The organism is Pseudomonas entomophila L48 (assembly GCF_000026105.1).
Classification (GTDB): Bacteria; Pseudomonadota; Gammaproteobacteria; order Pseudomonadales; family Pseudomonadaceae; genus Aquipseudomonas; species Aquipseudomonas entomophila.
Window position 1 is genome coordinate 3284934 of record NC_008027.1, and the last position, 17520, is coordinate 3302453.

Here is a 17520-nt window from a genome sequence, read left to right on the forward strand (position 1 = left end):
CTAAGTTAACATGTGTCGCAAGACAGGGAGTTTCACGACGTGAGTTGCCGCATCATCGTGGCGGATGATCATCCGCTGTTCAGGGACGCCATGGCCAGCACCGTGCGGCGCCTGCTGCCCGAAGCCGAGGTCGAGCAGGCCGGCACCCTCCAGGACGTGCTCCGCCTCGTCGCCCAGGGCGAAGCGCCCGACACCCTGATCCTCGACCTGCGCTTTCCCGGCCTGACCTGCATCGCCCGCCTCGCCGAGTTGCGCCAGCAGCTGCCGCGCACGGCACTGGTGGTGCTCTCCATGGTCGACGATCCCGAGGTCATCAACGCCGTCATGACCGCCGGGGCCGACGGTTTTATCGGCAAGAGCCTCACCCCCGAGGAGATCGGCGCCGCCCTGCTCGCCGTGCGCGAAGGCGAGGTGGTGGTCAGGTATGCGCCGTCGGGCCTGCTGCATCAGGAGGGGGCCGACAGCGAGCTGGAACAGCTGACCCACCGCCAGCACGACGTGCTGCGCCTGATTGCCCAGGGCAAGACCAACAAGGAAATCGCCCGCGAGCTGGATATCTCGCCGTTTACCGTGCGCATCCATGTGTCGTCGCTGCTCAAGACCCTCAACGTACCGACCCGTACGGCGGCGGCCGTGAAATATTCAGGTAACTGAAGTACCTGTAGGAGCCAGCCTTGCTGGCGAAGGCCGCACCACGGTCCCGCGTCGGACCCGGTTCGCCGGCAAGCCGGCTCCTACGCGCGTTCCCCTGTAGGAGCGGCTTCAGCCGCGATCACCCGCGCAGCGGGTGCCGGGCACCGCGTCGCCTGCATCGCGGCTGAAGCCGCTCCTACAGAGACCTCAGGGTTTCCCCCATGGCCGATCCACCCCCGCCTTAGTATCATTTCGCCCTCACGGACCACCCGGGACCTCAAGGTCCCCCGCCTAGGAAGGCCCTTTCACGATGTCTGCCGCACCCGTCGTTGCCGCGCCCACCACGCGCGAAATCCAGATCGCCATTGCCCCCTCGACACCCTCCTCAGCGAAGACCTCGGCGCCACCGCCGCGTCCGTAGACCACTGGCTGCGGGAAATCAGCTACGGCCTGGTCGACCTGCAACTGCTGCGCCAGGCCGCCGAAAGCGTGCCGGTGATGGCCAACGCCCTGTCCTGCATGGACGCGCTGATCGACATCCTCGAACTGGTCGAAAGCCCTTCCCCCGACCCGCTGGTGTGGGTCAGCCTGGGCATCAACCTGATCGGCATCGTCCCCTATCCACCCGGCCTGTCCCGCGCCCGCACGGTGCTGCGCCCGGTGCTGCAACTGACCCGCCAGACCCTGCGTCGCCGCCCCGGCGCGCACATCGGCGCGGTGATCCTGGAAATCATCGACGGCCACCTGCACGCCAATATCCGCGGCGCCCTGGAGCACTACGTGCGCGAGGCCCTGGCCCAGTTGCCGGCCATGCTCAGCGCCGCTGCCGACACCGCGCGCCAGTTGTTCACCAGCCTGGCAAAGACTATTAGCGCCGCCGCCCGTGGCGACCTGGATGCCGCCAGCAGCCACCGCCTGGCCCGCGCGCAGATGGCCCAGGTGGCGCTGTACGACTCGGCCCTGGAGACCGACGCCTGGCGCCTGGCCTTGTCGGCCCTGGCCAATGCCACCGAGGGCAGCCTCAAGGACGGCTACAACAGCGTCGCCCGCCACTTCAGCGGCGAGCTGGACACCCTGCTCGGGCCGCTGGTGCGCACCCTCGAGGACCTGGCCAAAGTCGTGCCCCGGCGCCTGGAAGCGCTGGGCAGCGCGGGTATGGAAAACAGCATCGCCTGGTTGCTGACCCGCCTGCTCGAGACCGTGTTGGCCAACCCGCGCCGCCCGGGCATGGCCGTCGCCATCCGTCCCGGCGTCACTCATCAGGCCCGGCATATCCACCCCGAAGGGCCGACCGAGGTGGTGCGCAGCCAGGTCCGCGCCAACAAGCAGCCCAAGCCCGGAAAGAACGGGCCCTGCGCCTGCACCGGGTTCAGCATCGGCCATGTGCTTGGCGACGAGACGCTGGCCCATCAGGATTTCAGTCTGTCCGGGCCGTTCCCGGTCAACTGGACGCGGGTGTACAACTCGCGGCTGGCGGCCCTCGATCAAGGTTCGCTCGGCGCTCGCTGGATCACCGAATTCACCACCTGCCTCGATGTCGTGGAAAAAGGCGTGGTGTTCCACGACAGCGACGGCCGCAGCCACGATTACCCGCTGCCCAAGGTCGGCAAGCCGCACTACGACCCGATCGAGTACGTCAGCCTGGTGCGCACTGCCGAGCAGCAACTGGTGTTGTTGCGTGGCCTGGACCGTCGCGAAACCTATGCCCGCCAGGGTGACCGCTTCTACCTGACGCACATCCATCTGCGCAGCGGCGCCGGGGCAATGCTGCACTACGAGCACCAGTTCCAGGGCCGGCCAGTGCTGTCGGACATCAACACCTATTCCGACAACGATCCCGAAAAGGTCCACCTGCAACTGGGCACCTTGCTCGACGACCATGGGCATATCCAGGGCCTGTGGCAAGTGGTCGATGGCACGCCATTGCGCCAGCTGTGCGCCTATCACTACGACACCCACGGCGACCTGATCGCCGCCCAGGACGAACACGGCGCCGCCTGGCAGTACCAGTACCGCCAGCACCTGATCACCCGCTACACCGACCGCACCGGGCGCGGCATCAACCTGGAATGGGACGGCAGCGGCCCGCAGGCCAAGGCCATCCACGAGTGGGCCGACGACGGCAGCTTCGAGACCCGCCTGGCCTGGGACCCGAACATCCGCCTGACCTATGTCACCGACGCCCACGGCCAGGAAACCTGGCACTACTACGACGCCCTGGGCTACACCTACCGCCTGATCCACCCGGACGGCCGTGAGGAATGGCTGTTCCGCGATGAACGCAAGAACGTCATCCGCCACGTCCACCCCGACGGCAGCCAGGACCGCTACACCTACGATGAGCGCAGCAACCTGCTGCAGCACATCCGCGCCGACCACAGCACGGTGCACTACGCCTACGACGATCACGACCAGCCGATCAAGCTGCGTGATGCCGAGGGCGGGCTGTGGCTACGCGACTACGACGAGCGCGGCAACCTGGTCGAGAGCATCGATCCGCTGGGCCACAAGACCGAGTTCGCCTACACCCCGGCCGGGTTGGTCAAGGCGATCAAGGATGCGTTGGGCAACGAGAAGACACTCGCCTACAACGCTGCCGGACAACTGCTTGAGTACACCGACTGCTCGGGCAAGACCAGCCAGTGGACGTACAACGCTTTCGGCCAGCTGATCGCCTTCGCCGATGCGGCCGGCCACACGACCGCCTATGAGTACCAGACCGGGCAACTGGCCAAAGTCACCCACCCGGACAAGACCGAGGAGCGTTTCAACTACGACGCCGAAGGGCGTCTGCTGGCGCATGTCGATGCGCTTGATCGCTGTACCACCTGGACCTACAACGCGGTCGGCCTGCTGAGCGAACGCGTCGACGCCAACGAGCACACCCTGCGCTACCGCTGGGACAAGCTCGGCCGCTTGATCGGGCTGGAAAACGAGAACACCAGCAAGGCCACCTTCCTCTACGACCCGGTCGGTCGGCTGCTGCAAGAAACTGGCTTCGATGGCCTGGTCACGCGCTACCAGTACGACCCGTATAGCGGCCGCCTCGCCTCGACCCAAGTCGGCCAGCGCCGTATCGAGCTGACCTTCGACCCGATGGGCCGCCTCGCTGAGCGTACCGCCCGTCTAGGGAACCAAAGCCAGAGCGAAAGCTTCGCCTATGACGGCAACGGCCAACTGATCCAGGCGGTCAACGCCGCCAGCAAGCTGCAATGGTTCCACGACGAAGCCGGCAACCTGACCCGCGAGCACCAGCACTACCTGGCCACGGGCACGCCGATGGTTGCGGTGTGGCAGCACGAATACGATGCGCTCAACCAGCGGGTCAGCACGATTCGCCCGGACGGCCACAAGGTCAGCTGGCTGACCTACGGCAACGGCCACTTGCTCGGCATGACCCTCGACCAGCATGAGATGCTGGCCTACGAGCGCGATGACCTGCACCGCGAGGTGGTGCGGCATCAGGGCAACAAGCTGATGCAGACCCAGGCCTGGGACCCGGCCGGGCGTTTGCAGGAACAACTGCTCGGCAGCCATGACAGCCAGTCCACGCTGCTCAAGCGCCAGTACCGTTATGACGCCGCAGGGCAATTGAGCAACATCCACGACAGCCGTCGGGGGCAGCTGGAGTACCAGTACGATCCCGTCGGTCGCCTGCTCAAGGCCACCAGCCGCCTGGGCGTGGAAACCTTTGCCTTCGACCCAGCCGGCAACCTGCTGGACCAGAAAACCCAGGAACTGAACCGTCCGCTGGAAGCCGATGCACGGCGTAACAAGCTGATGGACAACCTGCTGCGCGAGTACGCCGGCACCCATTACCGCTACGACGAACGCGGCAACCTGATTCACCGCCTGCACAACGGTTCGCACGCGCATTTTACCTGGGACTTGTTCGACCGGCTGGCCAGCTACAACGATGACAAACTCAAGGTCGACTACAGCTACGACGCCTTGGGCCGGCGCCTGCACAAGCATTCGGTGGCGCACTTCTGGGACCGCCCGGAAGCAGGCACCGGCTGGAACCAGCTGCAACGGGCCAAGCGTCAACGCGAACTCGGCTGTGGCTTCACCCTGTTCGGCTGGGATGGCGACACCTTGGCCTGGGAAAGCTCACCGCCACGCGACGAGGGCGACACCGGGCGCACCGTGCATTACCTGTACGAGCCAAACAGCTTTGTGCCGGTCGCCCAGGCTCTGCGCAAGAGTCCGATCCGCCTGCACAAGCAACCAGACTGGAGCCAGCGCGAGTACGACTTCGATCAGGATCCGCTGTGGCACACCGAGGTGAAACCACAGCCGTTCGAGGCGATCGCCTGGTACCACTGCGATCACCTCGGTACGCCGATGGAGCTGACCGATGAACAGGGCAATGTCGCTTGGGCGGGGCAGTACAAGGCCTGGGGTGAAGTCCGTGAAGAGCGCTCGGCGTGGGCCAAACAGCAGGGCCTGGGCAACCCGATTCGCTTCCAGGGTCAATACCACGATCAGGAAACTGGGCTGCACTACAACCGGCATCGATACTACGACCCGAATGTAGGGAGATTTGTTAGCCAAGACCCAATCAGCTACAGAGGCGGCCTCAACCTATTCACGTACACACCCAATCCAACATATTGGGTAGATCCTTATGGACTAAGCCCTACAGAAAACTGCAATAAGTGCGCCTCTAAATCCACAAGCAACAACAACGAGCCCGAAACACTTAGCATAAGCCGTAGACAACTGGATAAAAAATTCAAACACGCACCAGACTTCGGGGTAGTAACAACAAAGAAAAACCCGGAGACTCTCAGCCAGTTTGAATCAGCCATTAACGAGCACATGACCTCAAAATCTACAGTACAGATGGGTACATATGGCTTTGTGAAAGATTCAAAAGTATACTTCAACCCTTCAACAAACAATGCGGTCATAGTTGATAACGGCGGGAGCTTTGTCACCGGATTCAAGCTTGTACCAGGAACGCAGCAATACGACAATTTCTTTAAGAACGGAGTCCTGCGATGAGCCTCACACTACTAGAGTTCGCAAGATCATTTATACACGACCGGCTATCCGCCACAGTATTTTCCGAAGCATATATGGAGCTATGGAAAATCGAAAGAGACAACCAAACTCTTCTAGGAGACGCCTCGGCACTGAGCGAATGCTTATCCAGTATCTTTTGCGCAGCCGATATGTATTGTGAAGACGTCGATTTACGCGAAGACTATGAATATGACCAGGAACAACTAAAGCGTGAAGTAGAAAGGCTTATGGAAGAGCTAAATTCCACAACAACAGACAACCATTAACTGCAAAGATCGCACACCTGTCATGCACTATACCGCATGGAGCGAAAAGGGGACGGATTTGAATGGCACTTACTTAGCAACCAACTCTTTGATCCATAAGAAAAAATGAAGAAGGGCTGATCTTGGTCTACGGTGATAGTTGCGAACACACATCATTAAGCCAAGTACGCAGCCCAGAATGGAGCGTAGGCTCAAGTCCTTCAGCGTCCGGCGTCAGTTGCAACAGGTCAAGCAAAACGACAGTGGGGGCGACGCCTGCCGCCCCGTGAGGTATCGCGTCTTAGGGTAGAGCTGTTCTGGCCTTAGAGCCTCATACCAAGCTCCGCATCATCCATCAGTGCCTTGGCCAGCGCGCTCAGGTAATACGACGCCCAGAGCAGTTGCGGCTTTTCTTCCATGATTCCGGCAATGGTCAGGTCACGCACGCAGCCCATCAGTTCCGAGGCCTGTTCGCGGGCGTGCTGGCAGGGGATGCCGGGTTCGATGCAGAACAGCGGGGCGGTCTGGCCTTCGCCTTGGTAGAACTTGGTTTTGCCTGCTGTGGTGCTGGGGGTGGTGTCGTCTGTGGTCATTGTTTTTCTCCCTGAAGTGGTGGGGGCCTGGGCGGGCCCTGTTCGCCGGCAAGCCGGCTCCTACAGGTGGAGCGTGGCGTTTTTCGTAGGAGCCGGCCTTGCCGGCGAACAGGGCCGGCAAGGGCCTAGTGCAGCGCCTGCGGCTGTGCCGACATCTGCACCTGGATCAACGCCGATTCGAGCAGCACACGCAGCGATTCGACTTCGTGGATCGACGCCATCATCAGAATCGTGGCTGGTGACCTGGGCTGGGCGTGCACGGCCTGATGGGCCACGGTCAGTGCGCACAGGGCGTACTCGGTGGCCTGGATAAGGGTGTCTTCGAGGGAGTGAGGGTGATGGGGTGGATCGGGAACAATCTTCAGCATGGTCATAGCCCTGTTCGTGAATGAGGACTACCACAGCCTGCTGTCAAACAAGAAGGTGGCAGCTGTACATGGGTTGACAGACCGGTGAACAAGACCAGAAACCGGCGCACACGAGGTGCCCCACGCACAGCTGCCATAACGGCAAGGCCATGCGGTCTGTTCAGAGCGGCCTGTCAAAGCCGGTCGCTGATTCAAGCGACCCGCCGAGACTAGAGCCGTGGCAGAACGACCGCAACGGAAAAAAGGCGGCGGGAGTATGTTTGGGAAAGGGAGTACAGGAAAGGGGTTAAATCTTATTTCCAGGCCAGAAAGGCAATCCCATCCAGGATTGCCTGGTTCGATCCAGGGCATTTGCGGTGCCTATGTTCGCCGGCAAGCCGGCTCCTACAGAGCGGCTTGCAAGCGTGCTACAACGCCCCCGCCGGCTTGCTGCCCGACACCCGCCAGCGCACCTCGGTAATGCCATAGCGCTCGGCCATCGGCCGGCTCATTTTCCTGATCTTCTCGCGCCCGAACTTCGGGATGATGCCGATGCCCGCATCGCAACTGGCCCAGTGCCAGGCCTCGGCGTTGTCCAGATGCTCCAGGCGGATGACGAAACTGCGCGGCTGGCTGTGCAGCAAATATTCGATGACGTACAGCTGGGGACTTGGCATTGCTCGCGGCCCTCCTCTTCTCCTTGGATGACGCCTTCATTGATCATCGGTCGCCGGTAAAAATTCAAAAAAATTGTCCGACACGTTCAGGCATGCACGCTCCACTGAGTGGCGTCCGCCTCGATGGGCACGTCGTCGATGGCATGGATCAGCCCGCAAGCCAAGGCTTCCTGCGGGTCGAGGATGCGGGGATGGGCCATCAGGTAGCGCGGCACATCCAGTGCCTCGACGGCGCCTGCGGTGCGCTCGGCGACGATCTGCGCATACAGGCGCAGGTCGTAGTCCAGGCTCATGGCGTACTCCGCCATGCGCGCATGGTCCACCGAGCCGTGCAGGGTCCAGTGGAACGGATGGAACAGGAACTTGCTGCAGGCGCAGGCCGTGCGGTGCGAACCGGCCAGGAACAGGATATTGCCCATCGACTCGACCGTGCCGAGGTTGTGGGTGTGCACCGGCACGGGCAACGACAGCAGGAAGTTGTACAGGGTGAAGCCGTAGCTGCATTCGCCGCCCATGGTGGCAATGTTCAGCTGCAGCAGGTCCGCGCCCTGTTGCAGGGCCCGCGAACAGGTGTTGATCAGGTTGCCGCAGGTCGATGAATTGATCGGGCCGGTGTAGTGGATGATGTGCCTGGCCATGCCGTTCTCCAGAGTCAGTCCTTCGAGGGGTCGTCCACGGACGCGCTGCCGGGTGCCTGCGCACCGTGCTCCCCCATCCGTTGGTACTGCTTGCGCAAGGCATGCAACGCGGCGGGGTCAAGGTCTTCGAGGTCGAGCAAGGCCTTGTGGGCGCGCTGGGTGGTGCGCAACAGCTCGTCGATCTTGATGTGCAGCTCGTCGTTATCGCGGTTCTGGGTGTTCTGGATGAGGAACACCATCAGGAAGGTGATGATGGTGGTCGAGGTGTTGATCACCAGCTGCCAGGTGTCGTTGAAACCGAACAGCGGCCCGCTGACACCCCAGGCCAGGATCAGCGAAACGGCGACGGCGAAGGTCAGCGGGCGCCCGCTCCAGTTGGCCAGCCATTGGGCGAAACGGTCGAATCTCATGGTGTGCCCTCTCTCCATCCCAGCCGACAGCAGGGAGACGGTAAACCCGTGCTCCGTCCTGCGGTGGAGGGGCAATGGCGGGACAAAGTTCCAACCAGCCTGTCGCCCCGTGATGCCGCCCGCTTGTCCGTCACCCTGAACCCGGCCGCCGACCATCGGGTCGCAACCCAAGACACCTGGAAAAATTCGGGAAGACTGCGTGAACAAACCCTTGGCCACCCCCTGCCCCATCGACGACACCCAGGTGCGACGCCTGACGGTGATGACCCTCAACGTGCACAAGGGCTTCACGCCGTTCAATCGGCGCTTCATCCTCCCCGAGCTGCGCGAGGCCGTGCGCGCCACCGGGGCCGACCTGGTGTTCCTCCAGGAAGTGCATGGCAGCCACCAGCGGCATGCCTCGCGCCACCCTGGCTGGCCCGAGGCGCCGCAGTACGAGTTCCTCGCCGACAGCATGTGGCCGCAGTTCGCCTACGGCCGCAACGCGGTCTACCCCCATGGCGACCATGGCAACGCGCTGCTGTCGAAGTTTCCCATCCGCGACCATGTCAACCTGGACGTGTCGGTCCACGGCAACGAGGAGCGTGGCCTGCTGCACTGCGAGCTTGACGTGCCAGACCATGGGCCGGTACACGCGATCTGCGTGCACCTGGGACTGCGCGAAGACCATCGCCAGCGCCAGGTCGGCCTGCTGCTGGCGTTGCTCGACAACCTGCCGCCGGATGAGCCGGTCATCGTCGCCGGCGACTTCAATGACTGGCGTCTGAAAGCGGATGCGCGGCTGTCGGGGCATCTGCTCGAAGCCTTCGGCACGCCGCCGCGCAGCTTCCCGGCCCGCCTGCCGCTGCTGCGCCTGGACCGCATCTACCTGCGCAATGCGTGCGCCGAACAAGCCCGGGTGCTGTCCCGCTACCCGTGGACACATTTGTCCGACCATGCCCCCCTGGTGGCGGAGGTGACCCTGTGAAGCAGGCCTGGAGCGAAGGCAACCATGTCGAACTGCTGATCAACGGCGAGCAGTACTACCCGCGGGTGTTCGAGGCCATGGCCCGGGCGCGCCAGGAAATCCTCCTGGAAACCTTCATCATCTACGACGACAAGGTCGGCCAGGGCTTGCGCCAGGCCCTGATCGACGCCGCCCGGCGCGGGGTGCGGGTCGAGGTGGCGGTGGACGGCTACGGCACCGCGGACCTGCCCGACACTTTCATCGCCTCGATGACCGAGGCCGGGGTGCGCTTTCACGCGTTCGACCCGCAACCACGGCTGGCCGGCATGCGCACCAACCTGTTCCGCCGCCTGCACCGCAAGATCCTGGTGATCGACGGGCAACGCGCGTTCATCGGCGGCCTCAACTACAGCGCCGACCACCTTGCCGACTTCGGCCCGCAGGCCAAGCAGGACTACGCGGTGGAGGTGGTCGGCCCGGTGGTGGCCCAGATGCACGCTTGCTCCTGCCGGCTGCTCGCAGCGGTACTGGATGCCGCCAGCCGGGTCCCGCCGCCCCCCATCGCAGCAGGCCCGGCCAGCGCCATGCTGGTGGAACGCGACAACCGGCGCCATCGCAACGATATCGAGGTCTGTTACCTGCAGGTCATCCGGGAGGCCAAGCAGCGTATCGTCGTGGCCAACGCCTACTTCTTCCCCGGCTACCGGCTGCTGCGCGAACTGCGCAACGCCGCTCGGCGCGGGGTCGAGGTGACCCTGATCCTCCAGGGCCAACCGGACATGCGCTGGGTACGCGCGCTCTCGCGGCTGCTCTACAACTACCTGTTGCGCGACAACGTACGCATCCACGAGTACTGCCAGCGTCCGCTGCACGGCAAGGTGGCGTTGGTGGACGATGACTGGTCCACGGTGGGCTCGAGCAACCTGGACCCACTGAGCCTGTCGTTCAACCTCGAAGCCAACCTGGTGATCCGCGACCGAGCGTTCAACCAAAACCTGCACCGTCACTTGAGCGAACTGACCCGGCAGCACTGCAAGGCCGTGACGCTGGAGCGCATGGTGCGGGGCTACTGGTGGCGGGCACCGTTGATCTTCCTGGGCTTCCACATCACCCGCTATTTCCCGCGTATCGCCGGCTGGTTCCCGGCGCACCGGCAACGCCTGCAATCGCTGCAACCCGAAAGCGAGGCCCCGGCCAACTATCACGGGGGCAAGACCTGATGGCCACGCCACGCTGGAAGACCTGGGGCAAACGCCTGCTGACCGTGCTGTTCCTGGTGCTGATCCCGGTGCTGCTGTTCACCCTGGCCCGTAACCTGGACTGGAACGAAGTGCACCAGTCGCTGCTGGCCTACCGGCCCTCGACCCTGGCCCTGGGGTTGCTGCTGGCCCTGTGCAGCTACCTGGTGTTCGCCAGCTACGACCTGCTGGCCCGCGTCTACACCGGCCATCGCTTGCCGGCGCGCCAGGTACTGCCGGTGGCGTTCGTCTGCTACGCGTTCAACCTCAACTTCACCACCTGGGTTGGCGGCGTGGCCCTGCGTTATCGCTTGTACGGCAGGCTGGGCCTGGATACCGCGACCATCACCCGCATCCTGACCCTGGGCCTGTTGACCAACTGGATGGGCTACCTGCTGCTGGCCGGCACGGTGTTCGCCTTTGGCTTGGTCAGGCTGCCGGAAAGCTGGGCAGTGGGCGCCGGCGGCCTGCGCCTGATCGGCGTACTGATGGTGGCAGTCGCATTGGCTTACCTGTTCGCCTGTGCCTTCGCCAAGCGGCGCACCTGGGACCTGCACGGGCACGAAGTCACCTTGCCAAGCCTACGCCTGGCGTTGTGCCAGGTGGCCCTGGGCGCAAGCAACTGGGCGCTGATGGCGGCGCTGATCCACCTGTTACTCCCCCCTGCGCTGTTCTACCCGTCCGTGCTGGGCGTGTTGCTGATCAGTTGCGTGGCGGGCGTGGTCGCCCATATTCCCGCAGGGCTCGGCGTGCTGGAGGCCGTGTTCCTCGCCCTGCTTCACGGCAAGCTTGGCCAGGGCACGCTGGTCGCCGCGCTGCTGGGCTATCGAACGCTGTACTACCTGATCCCGCTGCTGTTGGCGGTGGTGACCTACCTGATCCTCGAGAAGCGCGCCAGGGCTTTGCGCCGACAAGCCGGGCCGGCCCTCGACAAACACTGACGCAAAGGAGAACCGCCATGGCCCGTGGAGACAAAGACAAATACACCGAAAAGCAGAAACGCAAAGCCGAACATATCGAGCAGAGCTACGAAGCCAAGGGTGTTCCCGAGGACGAAGCCCAAGCACGCGCCTGGGCGACCGTGAACAAGCAGTCAGGCGGTGGCGAGCGCAAGGGTGGCTCGGGGCAACGGAAAAGCCCGGCTGCCAAGGCAAAGGCACGGCAGTCATCGGCGCGCAGGGCTGTGGCGACCCGACACGGCGTGCCCCGACCCGAACAGCGGTTGGAAGACATGACCAAGCGTGAGTTGATGGACCTGGCGCGCAAGCAGGGTATCGCAGGGCGCTCCACCCTGGCCAAGAATGCGTTGCTCGACGCCGTGCGCAAGGGGTGTGAAAGGCTCGATGCCTAGGCATCGAACGGCTGATGGTAGCGCAGGGCGCCACAGCGCTCGCAGCATTGGCATTCAAGCCCGGTGAACTCATGGGTCGAGACACTGCGCCACACACAGCCACGCACCAGACAGACGAGTTTCATCAGGCACCTCCCTGGCCCACGTGAACGGGGGCTCTTACAAGGACTGACTGCGCGGCGCAACGAAGGTTTACTCGATTTCACCCTGTGGCAACCCGGCACCCGGAAAATGCTCGGCCATGACCTGCCTGGCCACCGCTCGCAGCGCCTCGCGGCCGGCTAGCCCGTTCTCCCGCGCCAGCGCATACGCCTCGCGCTGGCGATCGGCACTGGTGCCCTCGCGCAGGATGCGCCGAGCCTGCATGAACGAGCGTTCGGCCTCTGCGCTGTCGGCCGGCAGCCAGGACTGCAATTGCGCCAGCCAGCCCTCGGCGCTCACCGGTTGCTGGTCGACGGCACCGATGAACGTCCCTCGACGGCCGTACCGTGCTGCGCGCCAGTAGTTCTCCTGGGTGATCCAGCGTATTTCGCGGCTGACGGCCATGCCGTCATGGCGCGCCAGGGCATGCTGCACCAGGTGGCGGTACAGGCCTGCGATGGCCAACCCATCCTCCAGCCGCGGGCAGCCATCGCAGATGCGCAGCTCCACCGTCGGGAAACGCCGCGACGGCCGTATCGCCCACCAGAAGTCGCCGTCCTCGGCCAACGCGCCGGTGCGCTGCAACAGCCCCCGGTAGCGCTGGTACGCATGCCAGTCGGCCAGGGGTTCCGGCAGGCCCATGTGCGGCCACTCGCCACAGATCACCCGTCGATAGCTCATGTAGCCGGTGTCCTGCCCGCCCCACAGGGGTGAAGAGGTGCTCAGCACCAGGAACAAGGGCAGCCAGTACAGCACGCGGTTGATCAGTTGCATGCGGTCGGTGCCGGCCGGCACGCCGACGTGCACGTGCAGGCCATTCACAAGGCTGCGGCGGGCGACCAGCCGGTAGTCGTCGAACAGTTGCCTGAAATGCGCGGTACCACGCGGATGCTGGCGCAGCCACTGGGCGCAAGGATGGCTGGCTGCGCCGTACAGGCCGACACCGAAGTCGCCAAGGGCCTCGCCCAGGCGTTGGCGGTTTTCGCCCAGGAAGCTTCGCGCCTGGTGCAGGCTATCGAATACCGGCGAAACCACCTCGATCTGGCTGAGGAACATCTCTTCGGCGAACGTGGCCCCCAGCATCTCCCGGCAACGTCGCGTCACTGCCGGCGAAGGGCTGGCCAGCACTTGCCCGCTGGTCGTGTCGGCCAACAGGTACTCCTCCTCGATGCCGAACGTCCAGGGCCGCGCCATGGCGACATCAACCGTTGCGGGTGACCGTCAGGGCCACCGCCGCGATACGTTCGACCTGCTCGTAGCCAGGCTCGAGCAATTGTTCGCCAAACACATCAGGGTCGAGCTCTTCGTAGACCCAGTTGAACGCAGGCCCCGCCAGGCGCAGGCGGAGCGCGTCGAGCAATGCATCCCGGGCGTCGACAACGGCGACGCCCGTATAGAGCAGCAAGGTGCCACCGGGCACCAGGCGTTCGCAGGCCTGCTCGACGATGCGCAGCGACAGCCCGGCGCCCAACCTGCCGCCGCCATGGCGATAGACGCGCTCGCTGGCGTCAAGCATATAGGGCGGGTTGGCCACTATCAGGTCGAAGTGGCCACTGACGCCGTTCAGCAGGTCGCTGGCTTGCGGCGAGACATTGGCGACGCCGGCCAATGCGGCGTTGACCGCCGTGTAGCGCAAGGCGAGCGGATTGATGTCCACGGCAGTGACCTGGGCCTGCGGGGCCGCCCGGGCAATCGACAAGGCCCCGACACCCGTGCCGCAGCCGATGTCCACGGCATGCCGTAACGGGTGAGGACAGTGTTGAAGATGGCCATGGATGGCCCGGACGAACCGGTAGCTGTCCGGGCCGAAGAACACCGCGTCGTGGCTATCGGTGGGCCAGGCCGAATGAACCAGCAGCAGGTCGTCCAGGCTCGACCAACGCACCGTGCTGCGCAACAGGTCACCTTGCTTCAGCAGCACGCCCGCCGCCGTCGACAGTGCCAACTCGTCGGCACTGATCAGTGAGGGGGCGAACGGCCGGCTCCAGCCGAACACATCACGCAGGTTGCGTGCGTGCTGCGCCTCGGGTCGCCCATTGACCCGGGCCTGGGTGGCCGGGGTCACGCAGGTGAAGCGGTAGCCGTCGGCGCGCAGCCGCCGACCCAGTTGCAGCAAGGCCTGGTCAGCTTGGGCCTGATCCTGGTCGAGCGGCATCAGCCCTGCCCTCCACTGGCCAGTCCCGTGGCGAGGATGTAGGCGCGGGTGGCCTGCAAGCCTTGAGGCAAGGCATGGTGGTTGCCGGCCATCGCCTCGATGGACTGATCGATATCGAACCCTTGCTGTCCTGCAGGCTGCTCATCATCCAGGGCCAGGGCGTTCTCCCATTGGCCCGGCGGCACCCGGCGAATCTCGCGGCCCTGCCAGCTGCCGGCAATCCAGTCATGCCAAAGCTGCTTCTCATAGGCGTTGAACACCCCGAACATGGCGGCGGTGGGGCCCTCGATCAGCGTCCACAGCCGGCTTTGCGTGGGGTCTGCGTCACGCCTCACCCAGCCTTGCGCCTGCAGGGCATCGAGGAACGCGGGGATTGAACCCGGCTCGGCGAGCCACTGGTTGACGGTGCGGCCCTGGAGGCGACAGCGGTCCGAATGCATGAATTGGCCAAACACCCGCTTACGCTCCAAGGCCGCGAGCAGTTCGGCCTGAAGGTCGAACGAGGTGATCAACGTCGGCGTATCGATGCCAAGGTCGTTGAGCCGGTAGCCGTGGCGGACACGCCGGTAGAACGCGCCGTCATCCTCCTTGGGCAGCAGCAGGCGCAAGCTTTCCAGCGCGCGCCGGGCGTGGCCGCTGGCCGCGTTGTCGATGGTGACGTGAAGCTGGAAGTAATGGGCGTCGATACCCAGCTCGGCCAGTTCGTGCGTGGTGATGAGCAAATGCAGCGGCGGTTGCTCATAGCCCAGGTTGTAGCCGATCACTTCGGGCAGGAAGCGTTCGCAGTACTGCCCCAAGGCGAGCTGCACGGCACCTTGCAGGTAACGTTCGCAGGGCAATGGCAGCCCTTGCAGGCAACCCAGACGGCTGAGCAGGCGCTGGTAGACCAGCACATGGTTGCAACGCGCGTCTCCATCACCCAGCTCTTCGAGGTAAGTGCGGATCAGCCCGTGGAAGCGCGGGTCACGCCAATGGCGCAGGGTGCCGTGCAGCCAGGCGCCGTCGACCGCCTTGGTCGGCGCTACCTGCTGCAGGAACCACAAGGCTTGGGCGCGGGTGGCGAAGTAGCGCCGCCCCGCCCCCTGGCACCGCTGCCGCAGATAGGCCGCATGCTCGCGGGCGACTTGCGCGGCACGGGCAGTGGCCCATTCGGGAAACTGGTCGGGGTGCTCAGGCAGGTCGTCGTCCTGTGTGCTGACGTGGCGCAGCAGCGCTTCCAGCCTGGCCTCGGCCTGGGCGTCGTGCCCTTCCAGCAGTGCCTGGTATCGATGCGCCAGTCCATGGTTCGCGTTCGGGGCGGTCACCGTATGGTCGGTGTCGCGGGTCAGCGCCACCATGGCAGGCACCTCGCTTGTCGATTCTGTGGTGGGTCTTTCGGGTGAGGTTGATCAGCGCCAGGCGGCACGTCTTCTTCGGGACTACGCAGTGCCAGGCGAACCCGGCACTGCACGCCCTTGCTTACGAACGGCCGCCTTTGCGACCGGACTCAGTGTCGCGCTGGCCGCCACCCGTGCTCTGGCCGCCCTTGCGGCCTGCCTCGGCGGCTTTCTCGCGGTCGTTGGCGAAATTGCCAGGGTTCTTCGACCCACCCTGGCTGCCGGTTTTGTGGCTGTCCTCGCGACCGGTCATGTTGCTGTCTTTGTTGGCCATGGTTGCAAAAACCTCATATCGCTGAAGGGATGCACGGCGCTGTGCCGTACATGGGTTGGGAGTACGGCAAAAAGTACGGATTCGGTTTATTCCGCGCGGATCGGACCGGTGGCGCTAAACATGCGGCCACGCTGTATTTGGGGCGCAAGTGGACGCCGTCGCGACCGCGCCGGGATTGACCCTTGGAGAAAAGCACCTTACCCTGCACAACCTACCGATAGGTAGGCTGATATTTCGTTTAATGGATACCCTTCGATGCAGTCCTCCAACCTGCGCTTCGCCGCCTCCCTTGCCCTGATCGGCGCCCTCGGCCCCTCGGCCATCGACATGTACCTGGCCAGCCTGCCGGAGATGGCCCGCGACTTCGCCACCGGCTACCCCCAGGTGCAACTCACCCTCACCGTGTTCCTGCTGGCCATGGGCATCGGGCAACTGCTGTTCGGCCCGCTGGTGGACGCGCTGGGGCGCCGCCGGCCCCTGCTGGTCGGCCTGCTGCTGTTCAGTGTCACGGCCTTTGCCGCGGCGGCCGCCCCCACGCTCGAAGCGCTGCTGCTCGCTCGCCTGCTACAGGGCCTGGCCAGCGCCCTCACCCTGGTGGTGATCATGAGCATGGTGCGCGACGTCGCCGAGGGCGCAAGGGCGGCGCAGATCTTCGCCCTGCTGATGACCATCGAGGGCCTGGCGCCGATTCTCGCCCCGGCCCTGGGCGGGGTGGTCGATACCGTCTTTGGCTGGCGGGCGATCATGCTGGTGCTGGGTGCCCTGGGCGTGCTGACGCTGCTCAATTCCAGCCTGGCGCTGGGCGAAACCCTGCCTGCCGAGAAACGGGTACGCCTGGCACCTCGGCAGATCTGGCGTGCCTATGCGCGTATCGCTACCGATGGCGCGTTCCTGCGCCCTGCCCTGGCGCTGTCGGCGGTGTTCTTCTTCCTGTTCGCCTACATCGCAGGCTCTGCGTACGTCTATCAACAGCACTTCGGGCTTTCCAGCGCGCACTTCGGCCTGGTGTTCGGCGCCTGCGGCGTGGCCATCCTGCTGGGTGCGGCATTGTCCGGGCGCTGGGTGACGCGCCACGGCGTGGCCCGGGTGGCCTGGTGGGGCGCGCTGGCCATGGGCGGCGGCGCGCTGCTGGCGGTGGCCGGTGGCGTGGCGGGTGGCGGCCTGGCGCTGCTGCTGGCGGGGGTGGCGCTGGCGTTGTTCGGCTTGGGGATTTGCGAAGCCACGCTGATGGCCTTGGCGATGTCCTCGCAACAACGCGATGTAGGCTCCACGGCGGCGCTGCTGGGTGCCCTGCAGCTGGGCATCGCGTCAAGCGCCACGCCCCTGGCCGGTTACCTGGCGACCCTGGGGCCGTTGCCCTGGGCCTGGCTGCTGGCGGCCGCCGCAGTAGTCATCGTCGGTTTGACCCGCGCCGCCCTGGCACAGACAATCAGCGCCTCGCACTGCAGCGTCAACCCGGAGTGACCGC

At 64.6% G+C, this 17520-nt stretch carries 18 protein-coding genes; 8 read left to right on the forward strand and 10 right to left on the reverse strand.

What is annotated here, in order from left to right:
- Positions 1 to 39: 39 nt before the first annotated feature.
- The 3 genes from PSEEN_RS14215 to PSEEN_RS26185 all read left to right on the forward strand — a co-directional run bounded on the left by PSEEN_RS14215 (position 40) and on the right by PSEEN_RS26185 (position 5927).
- Positions 40 to 654, forward strand: a complete 615-nt coding sequence (locus PSEEN_RS14215; RefSeq protein ID WP_011534227.1) for a LuxR C-terminal-related transcriptional regulator — start codon at positions 40 to 42, stop codon at positions 652 to 654.
- 477 nt (positions 655 to 1131) lie between these two features.
- On the forward strand, positions 1132 to 5640 hold the full coding sequence (locus PSEEN_RS14220; RefSeq protein WP_011534229.1) for an RHS repeat-associated core domain-containing protein: 4509 nt from the start codon (positions 1132 to 1134) through the stop codon (positions 5638 to 5640).
- Positions 5637 to 5927 (forward strand): colicin immunity domain-containing protein, encoded by a 291-nt coding sequence (locus PSEEN_RS26185; RefSeq protein WP_011534230.1) that lies wholly within the window; start codon positions 5637 to 5639, stop codon positions 5925 to 5927. The genes PSEEN_RS14220 and PSEEN_RS26185 overlap by 4 nt, the downstream gene beginning before the upstream one ends.
- A gap of 302 nt (positions 5928 to 6229) precedes the next feature.
- Here PSEEN_RS26185 and PSEEN_RS14225 read toward each other — a convergent pair whose 3' ends face one another.
- From PSEEN_RS14225 to PSEEN_RS14245, 5 genes are all read right to left on the reverse strand, one after another.
- Entirely contained in the window at positions 6230 to 6499 is a 270-nt protein-coding gene (locus PSEEN_RS14225; protein ID WP_011534231.1) for a DUF3077 domain-containing protein, read from the reverse strand.
- A gap of 125 nt (positions 6500 to 6624) precedes the next feature.
- Entirely contained in the window at positions 6625 to 6867 is a 243-nt protein-coding gene (locus PSEEN_RS14230; RefSeq protein WP_011534232.1) for a hypothetical protein, read from the reverse strand.
- Positions 6868 to 7274: 407 nt separating this feature from the next.
- A complete protein-coding gene (locus tag PSEEN_RS14235) occupies positions 7275 to 7523 on the reverse strand; it encodes a DUF6555 family protein (protein ID WP_011534233.1) in 249 nt (82 codons plus the stop codon).
- Positions 7524 to 7609: 86 nt separating this feature from the next.
- The gene (locus PSEEN_RS14240) at positions 7610 to 8161 is read right to left on the reverse strand and encodes an ATP-dependent Clp protease proteolytic subunit (protein ID WP_011534234.1); all 552 of its coding nucleotides are present in this window, start codon (positions 8159 to 8161) and stop codon (positions 7610 to 7612) included.
- A gap of 14 nt (positions 8162 to 8175) precedes the next feature.
- Entirely contained in the window at positions 8176 to 8571 is a 396-nt protein-coding gene (locus PSEEN_RS14245; RefSeq protein ID WP_011534235.1) for a low affinity iron permease family protein, read from the reverse strand.
- Between the two features lie 199 nt (positions 8572 to 8770).
- Between PSEEN_RS14245 and PSEEN_RS14250 the strand changes: the two genes are divergently transcribed.
- From PSEEN_RS14250 to PSEEN_RS14265, 4 genes are read left to right on the forward strand one after another with little or no spacing between them, the layout of a single operon-like run.
- On the forward strand, positions 8771 to 9538 hold the full coding sequence (locus tag PSEEN_RS14250; RefSeq protein WP_011534236.1) for an endonuclease/exonuclease/phosphatase family protein: 768 nt from the start codon (positions 8771 to 8773) through the stop codon (positions 9536 to 9538).
- Complete coding sequence (gene clsB, locus PSEEN_RS14255; RefSeq protein WP_011534237.1) at positions 9535 to 10737, forward strand: cardiolipin synthase ClsB; 1203 nt, start codon at positions 9535 to 9537, stop codon at positions 10735 to 10737. Before PSEEN_RS14250 ends, clsB begins: the two co-directional genes overlap by 4 nt.
- On the forward strand, positions 10737 to 11696 hold the full coding sequence (locus PSEEN_RS14260; protein ID WP_011534238.1) for a lysylphosphatidylglycerol synthase domain-containing protein: 960 nt from the start codon (positions 10737 to 10739) through the stop codon (positions 11694 to 11696). Before clsB ends, PSEEN_RS14260 begins: the two co-directional genes overlap by 1 nt.
- A gap of 17 nt (positions 11697 to 11713) precedes the next feature.
- Positions 11714 to 12106: a hypothetical protein gene (locus tag PSEEN_RS14265; RefSeq protein ID WP_011534239.1), complete on the forward strand. Its 393-nt coding sequence runs from the start codon at positions 11714 to 11716 to the stop codon at positions 12104 to 12106.
- Here PSEEN_RS14265 and PSEEN_RS27105 read toward each other — a convergent pair.
- The 5 genes from PSEEN_RS27105 to PSEEN_RS14285 form a co-directional block, all read right to left on the reverse strand.
- Entirely contained in the window at positions 12103 to 12231 is a 129-nt protein-coding gene (locus PSEEN_RS27105; protein WP_269446427.1) for a PSPA7_2676 family Cys-rich small protein, read from the reverse strand. The genes PSEEN_RS14265 and PSEEN_RS27105 overlap by 4 nt on opposite strands.
- A gap of 67 nt (positions 12232 to 12298) precedes the next feature.
- Positions 12299 to 13441 (reverse strand): carboxylate-amine ligase, encoded by a 1143-nt coding sequence (locus PSEEN_RS14270; RefSeq protein WP_011534240.1) that lies wholly within the window; start codon positions 13439 to 13441, stop codon positions 12299 to 12301.
- 7 nt (positions 13442 to 13448) lie between these two features.
- Positions 13449 to 14402: a methyltransferase gene (locus PSEEN_RS14275; RefSeq protein WP_011534241.1), complete on the reverse strand. Its 954-nt coding sequence runs from the start codon at positions 14400 to 14402 to the stop codon at positions 13449 to 13451.
- The gene (locus PSEEN_RS14280; protein WP_011534242.1) at positions 14402 to 15739 is read right to left on the reverse strand and encodes an iron-containing redox enzyme family protein; all 1338 of its coding nucleotides are present in this window, start codon (positions 15737 to 15739) and stop codon (positions 14402 to 14404) included. The genes PSEEN_RS14275 and PSEEN_RS14280 overlap by 1 nt, the downstream gene beginning before the upstream one ends.
- Before the next feature lie 121 nt (positions 15740 to 15860).
- Positions 15861 to 16052, reverse strand: coding sequence for a con-10 family general stress protein (locus tag PSEEN_RS14285; RefSeq protein ID WP_011534243.1), 192 nt, complete (start codon positions 16050 to 16052; stop codon positions 15861 to 15863).
- Between the two features lie 255 nt (positions 16053 to 16307).
- On the opposite strand from PSEEN_RS14285, the gene PSEEN_RS14290 reads away from it, so the two are divergent.
- Positions 16308 to 17516 (forward strand): Bcr/CflA family efflux MFS transporter, encoded by a 1209-nt coding sequence (locus tag PSEEN_RS14290; protein WP_011534244.1) that lies wholly within the window; start codon positions 16308 to 16310, stop codon positions 17514 to 17516.
- The last annotated feature ends 4 nt before the right edge of the window (positions 17517 to 17520 follow it).